The 5,737-nt window shown below is 66.5% G+C and carries 6 protein-coding genes; all 6 read right to left on the reverse strand.

What is annotated here, in order from left to right:
* Positions 1-477: 477 nt before the first annotated feature.
* Complete coding sequence (locus tag ACESMO_RS11605; RefSeq protein WP_372708304.1) at positions 478-1,539, reverse strand: substrate-binding domain-containing protein; 1,062 nt, start codon at positions 1,537-1,539, stop codon at positions 478-480.
* A 35-nt stretch (positions 1,540-1,574) separates the two neighbouring features.
* Positions 1,575-2,045, reverse strand: a complete 471-nt coding sequence (locus ACESMO_RS11610) for a hypothetical protein (RefSeq protein ID WP_372708305.1) — start codon at positions 2,043-2,045, stop codon at positions 1,575-1,577.
* A 146-nt stretch (positions 2,046-2,191) separates the two neighbouring features.
* Positions 2,192-3,637 carry a dihydrolipoyl dehydrogenase gene (lpdA, locus tag ACESMO_RS11615; protein WP_372708306.1) on the reverse strand — a complete coding sequence of 482 codons (1,446 nt, stop codon included), beginning with the start codon at positions 3,635-3,637 and terminating at the stop codon, positions 2,192-2,194.
* 167 nt (positions 3,638-3,804) lie between these two features.
* The gene (locus tag ACESMO_RS11620) at positions 3,805-4,161 is read right to left on the reverse strand and encodes a GIY-YIG nuclease family protein (RefSeq protein WP_372708307.1); all 357 of its coding nucleotides are present in this window, start codon (positions 4,159-4,161) and stop codon (positions 3,805-3,807) included.
* Between the two features lie 96 nt (positions 4,162-4,257).
* Positions 4,258-4,407 carry a hypothetical protein gene (locus ACESMO_RS11625; RefSeq protein ID WP_372708308.1) on the reverse strand — a complete coding sequence of 50 codons (150 nt, stop codon included), beginning with the start codon at positions 4,405-4,407 and terminating at the stop codon, positions 4,258-4,260.
* 5 nt (positions 4,408-4,412) lie between these two features.
* Positions 4,413-5,737: dihydrolipoamide acetyltransferase family protein (locus ACESMO_RS11630; protein WP_372708309.1), on the reverse strand; the 1,325-nt coding region annotated here is incomplete at its 5' end.

The raw sequence follows: 5,737 nt of genomic DNA on the forward strand, positions 1-5,737 counted from the left end.
CACGAGTTTCGACCAGGGCGGGCTGGTGACGCTGTGATTTTTGAAGGGCGCGCAAAATCAGGGGGTTGGCTGGGCGAGATGTGACGACGATCGACGGATTGCCAGCAGAGTGTCGACCCCCGATCCGCTATCGTCATTCCGGGCGGAACGCAGCTGAGACCCGGACCCGAAGGGCGGCGCGTAGCCGTCAACCCATCGTCATCCTTCGGCCGAGCAAAGCTCGGACCGGGGGAGGTGCCGAAGGCGGCATGGAGGGCGCAGCGAAGCAACCAAATGACGGACACAGTCTCGTTCCCGACAGCTTCGCGCTCTCGCGCGCCGCTGGGTCCCGGCCTGCGCCGGGATGACGACAGCGGGGGAGAAAGAACGAAAGGGACGGGCCTGCGGAAACAGCCTCTCATCCGCCCCTCCGGCCTACCCGTCGTCGGATTGGCTTCACCGATCCATCCTCCACCCGTAAGGGAGAGGGACCTGCGTTTACTCTGCGGGAACCGTCATCGGCGTCAGCGCCGTGGCGACCGCGCGTTGCGTTAAAAGTTCGGCCTGGAGCAGGGGCACCAGGCCGCGATCCTGGAGATAGCCGCCGCGACCGGCGGCCGCTTCGCTCATGAACTCCATCACGAACTGCTCCAGCCCCGGCGTCACGCCTACGTGCTGCTTCTTGACGTAGATGAACATCGACCGCGAGACTGGATACTCGCCCGACGCGATCGTCTCCAGCGTCGGCATGACGCCGTTCACACTGTGGGCTTTCACCGAGTCGTTGTTCTGCTCGAGGAAGGAATAGCCGAACACGCCGGTCGAGCCGGGGGTGCGGCTCAGGGTCTGGACGATGGCGTTGTCGTTCTCTCCGGAATCGACCCAGGCTCCATCCTCACGCAGCGTATGCGCCAGGCCTTCAAAACGGTCAGCGTCACTTTTGGCGAGCGCCGCCATTTGCGGAACGGCCTCGGCCGAGGGCGCCATGGCCAGCTCCAGCCAGGAGTCGCGCGTGCCCGAGGTGGGCGGCGGACCGTAGACCTGGATGCGGGTCGCGGGCAGGCCGGGATTGACCTGGCTCCAGTTGGTGTTCGGATTGGCGATGAAGCTGCCGTTCGGTCCGGGCACCTGCTTGGCCAGCGCGAGGTACAGATCGTCGCCGGTGAAGCCGTAGTCGGGCGCGTTGCGGGCCGTGGCGATGACCAGGCCGTCATAACCGATCTTGATTTCGACGATGTCGGTGACGCCGTTCGTCCGGCACAGTTCGAACTCCGAGGCCTTCATCTGGCGCGAGGCGTTGGCGATGTCCGGGGTCGAGGGGCCGACGCCCTGACAGAAGGCCTGGATGCCACCGCCGGTGCCCAGCGATTCGACGCGCGGCGCCGCTCCGCCCGAGGTGCGGGCGAAATTCTCGGCCACGCGGGTGGCAAACGGGAAGACGGTCGATGAGCCGGCGGCCCAGATCCCGGCGCGCGAGCCTTGCGATCCGGCGCCGTCGCCGCAGGCCCCGAGGGCGAGCAGGGCGACCGCTGAGGCGGCGGCGAGTAGGGTGCGGGTCATCGTCAGTCTCCGGACAACGGTGGAAGTCGCGCCGCTTAGACCAGAGGATTGTGACGGTTGGGAGAAACCGCCTGTTCGTTCCGGAGCATCGCCTTACGGCTGGGACGCCGGGCGCGTTGGCGAGGCCAGACCGGTCGCACCGCGCGGAGGCACGCGCCAGTCGTCAATGATATAGCCTCTTCCGCCAGACAGGTCGTCATGGCGGTCTGGATCTCGCGCTCCTTGTTCGCCCGCTGGATGCGCGAGACGCCAAAGATGGCCAGCGGCGCGAGCACGATCAGTCCGGCGGCCAGGCCCGCCGCTCCGGCTGCACCCGCAAGCATGCCGGCCCCCGAGGCCGCAGACGCTCCCGTCGCCAGTGCCGCTGCCCCGCCGATGGCCAGACCGCCCGCTGCCGAACCGCCCCGACCGGAGCGGAAACCTTCGCGCCGACCGGACGCGACCTCGGCGCTGCAAACGTTGAATGCCGCCTCGAATGCGGCTTGATCGGCGGGCGTTTGCGCCATCACGGGCGCGAACCCCCGCGGTGACGACGCGCAGCCCGCGAGCGCAAAGACCGCGATCAATGCGACAGACCGTTTGAACTTGATCATTTCCCGCCCTCCCAAGCGCGGCGTGACCGTAGCGGGTCCTACCGAAATGTCGAACGATGTTATATGTGGATGGCGTGCCCCAGCGCGCGCAGCGACGCCTCGTGGAAGGCCTCGCCGAGGGTCGGGTGGACGTGGATGACGCCGGCGACGTCCTCCAGCACCGCGCCCATTTCCAGCATCTGGGCAAAGCTGTTGGACAGTTCGGCGACGTGCTGGCCGACGGCCTGGACGCCCAGCAGACGGTGGTCCGACTTCGATGCCAGCACGCGGACGAAGCCGCCGTCTTCGCCGGCCTCGATGGCCAGAGCGCGGCCAATGGCGGCGAGCGGGAAGATCGCGGTGATCACGTCGTCGCGGCCCTCGACGTCCAGCGGGCCGAGGCCAGCGGAGACGATCTCGGGCTCTGTGAAACAGACGGCGGCGATGGTGACGGGGTCGAACCGTCTTTCCTGTGCCCTGTCGCTCGCGACGCGGTCGCTCGCTGGTTGAGGGCGTTCACGCGCCGCGATAATCTCGGCCACGATCTCGCCCTGGGCCGAGCCCTTGTGGGCCAGCATCGGTTCGCCGGTCAGGTCACCGACGGCCCAGACGTTTTTCATCGAAGTGGCGCAGCGGTCGTCGATCTTCACAAACGGCCCGGCCATGGCCACGCCCATGTTCTCGAGGCCCCAGCCCTGGGTGCGCGGCTTGCGGCCGACGGTGACGAGGACCTTGTCGGCCTTGAGCTTGATTGCTTTGCCGTCCTTCGTGGTGACGGTCAGTTGCCCCTTGTCGAAGCCGCCGGCCCTCGCGCCCAGATGCAGTTCGACGCCGTGCTTCTCCAGCCATTTCTGGACCGGATCGGTCAGAGCCTTGTCGTAGAGCGGCAGCAGGCGGTCAGCCATTTCGACGATGGCCACCTCGGCCCCCAGCTTGCGGAAGGCGATGCCGAGCTCCAGCCCGATATAGCCGCCGCCGACCACGACCAGCGTCTTCGGCACGGCGTCCATCGCCAAGGCCTCGGTCGAGGACATCACATCGCCGCCAAATTTCAGGAACGGCAATTCGACCGGCTCGGAGCCGGTGGCGAGGATGACGTGTTCGGCTGAGATGACAATGTCGCCCTCGGCCGTCTTCACCGTGCAGGTCTTGGCGTCGGTGAAATTGGCCCAGCCCTTGATGACCTTGACCCTGGACTTCTTCAGCAGGGCGGCGACACCGTTGTTCAGCTTTTTGACGATGCCGTCCTTCCACGCGACCGTCTGGGCCAGGTCGATGGCCGGTTTGGCGGCGGTGATGCCGAGCGTGCCGCCGTTGGCCGCCTTGGCCACCGTCTCGAATTTCGAGGCCGCGTGGATGATGGCCTTGGACGGAATGCAGCCGACGTTCAGGCAGGTCCCGCCGAGGCCGTCGCCGCCGTCGACGAGCACGGTGTCGAGCCCCAGCTGGCCGCAGCGAATGCCTGCGACGTAACCGCCGGCGCCGGCGCCGATGATGAGGACTTTGGTTTTGATCTGCTCAGCCATCAAATCTCTCAGATAATCCGCTCATCCCCGCGAAAGCGGGGACCCAGTTCTTTCGTTACGCACTCTGCGCCGGGATCGACACCGAAGCGAAATGGTCAGCACCGCTCTCCCAAAACACTGGGTCCCCCCTTTCTCGGGGATGTGCGGGGTGTGGGGTTGGGCTTGATTCACTCACGATCGTTGGTCCCGTCCGTTTGATCCAAAGGCGGTTTCCAGTCCTTTGCATCTTTTAGATCACCGAGGCGAAGCCGGTCGTGAAGATCGTCCCAGCCGGGGTTGGTCTTCTCGATCAGCTCCAGCTTCCAGGCCCGGTTCCATTTCTTGATCTGGCGTTCGCGTTTGAAGGCGGTGGATCGGCTCTCAAAGACTTCATACCAGACCAGCTGGTCCACGCTGTGTTTCGCCGTGAAGCCGGTGAATGTCTTGTTCTTGTGCTGGAACACACGGGTGACGAGGTCATCGGTCGAACCGGTGTAGATCGTCCCGTTGCGCCCGCTGGCCACCATGTAGGTGAAGAACGCCATCCCCTAAATCCGCTCATCCCCGCGAACGCGGGGACCCAGTTCTTTCGCGCGGCAGGGTGAGCGGGATTACCGCCTGCGCCAAGTTTCCAACACCGATCATCCAAAACACTGGGTCCCCGCTTTCGCGGGGATGAGCGGAATGTGGGGTGCGGTGGCGAGCTCCCGCTGACCGCAGCGGATGCCGGCGACATAGCCGCCGGTGCCGGTAACGATGATGAGGACTTTGGTTTTGATCGCGTCAGCCATGGTTCTTACCCCATCCATAGCGTCGCGGGGTGCTCCAGCAGGCCCTTGATGCGCTGGACGAAGACCGCCGCGTCGTGGCCGTCGACGATGCGGTGATCGAAGCTGGAGGACAGGTTCATCATCTTGCGCACGACCATCTGGCCGTCCTTGACCACCACGCGTTCGGCGATCTTGTTGGGGCCGACGATGGCGACCTCGGGGCGGTTGATGATGGGGGTGTGGACCACGCCGCCCAAGGTGCCCAGCGAGGTGATGGTGATGGTCGAGCCCGACAGTTCGTCGCGTTTGGCCGAGCCGTCTTTCGCTGCAGTCGAGACGCGGGCGATCTCCAGCGCGGTGTCGTAAGCGTCACGGGCTTCGGCGTGGCGGACGACCGGCACCATCAGGCCGTTCGGCGTCTGGGCGGCGATGCCCAGGTGCACGGCGGCCTGGGTGGTGAGGACGCCGGCCTCGTCATCGTAGTGCGAGTTGATGGTCGGCTGGTCGCGCAGGGCGACGACGATGGCGCGGGCGATGAAGGGCAGGACGGTCAGCTTTGGCTGGTCCTTTTTCTTCGTGGCGTTGAGGTGGGCGCGGAGCTCTTCCAAGGCGGTGACGTCGATCTCTTCCACATAGGTGATGTGGGGGATGCGGCGGACGCTCTCGGCCATCTTCTCCGCGATCTTGCGGCGCAGGCCGATGATGCGGGTTTCGGTGGTGCCTTCGGCGCGGGCGTAGGTCGAGGAGGGCGATGCTCCGGGGACGGACGATCCGATGCCCGAAGCAATGTATGCGTCGAGGTCGGCGTGTTCGATGCGGCCGGCGGGGCCGGAGCCGGGGACGAACGGGAGTTCGATCCCGAGGTCGCGGGCGCGGTTGCGCACGGCGGGGGAGGCGAGCGGGCGCTGGTTGCGATCGGAGAGGGCGCGGGCCTTGCCCCCCTCCCCCGCTTCGCGGGTACTCCCCCCGGCGGGGGGAGATTTGGGAGCGGGTTTCGCCGCCAATCCTCCCCCATCGGGGGAGGGGGACCGCGAAGCAATGGAGGGGGCGGCCGCAGCGACGGTCACTGCCTGATTACCCTTGCCCTCGACCTGAAAGCTCACCAGCGGGCCGCCGACGGCGATCTGCTGGCCCGCATCACCGTGCAGGGCGACGACCGTGCCGCTGACGGGCGAGGTCAGTTCGACTGTGGCCTTGTCGGTCATGACCTCGGCGAGCAGCTGGTCCTCTGCGACGACGTCGCCGACCGCGACGTGCCAGGCGACCAGCTCGGCCTCGGCGGTGCCTTCGCCGACGTCGGGCAGTTTGAAGATGTGGTTGGCGGGGGACGGTACGGCGGCGGCCCCCTCCC

This window comes from Brevundimonas sp. (assembly GCF_041688735.1).
Lineage (GTDB): Bacteria > Pseudomonadota > Alphaproteobacteria > Caulobacterales > Caulobacteraceae > Brevundimonas.

Coding starts and splice junctions, on each gene's coding strand:
- ACESMO_RS11620 (WP_372708307.1), bottom strand. CDS start 4,161: ATGGCGTTCTTCACCTACATGGTGGCCAGCGGGCGCAACGGGACGATC.
- ACESMO_RS11605 (WP_372708304.1), bottom strand. CDS start 1,539: ATGACCCGCACCCTACTCGCCGCCGCCTCAGCGGTCGCCCTGCTCGCC.
- ACESMO_RS11610 (WP_372708305.1), bottom strand. CDS start 2,045: ATGGCGCAAACGCCCGCCGATCAAGCCGCATTCGAGGCGGCATTCAAC.
- lpdA (WP_372708306.1), bottom strand. CDS start 3,637: ATGGCTGAGCAGATCAAAACCAAAGTCCTCATCATCGGCGCCGGCGCC.
- ACESMO_RS11625 (WP_372708308.1), bottom strand. CDS start 4,407: ATGGCTGACGCGATCAAAACCAAAGTCCTCATCATCGTTACCGGCACC.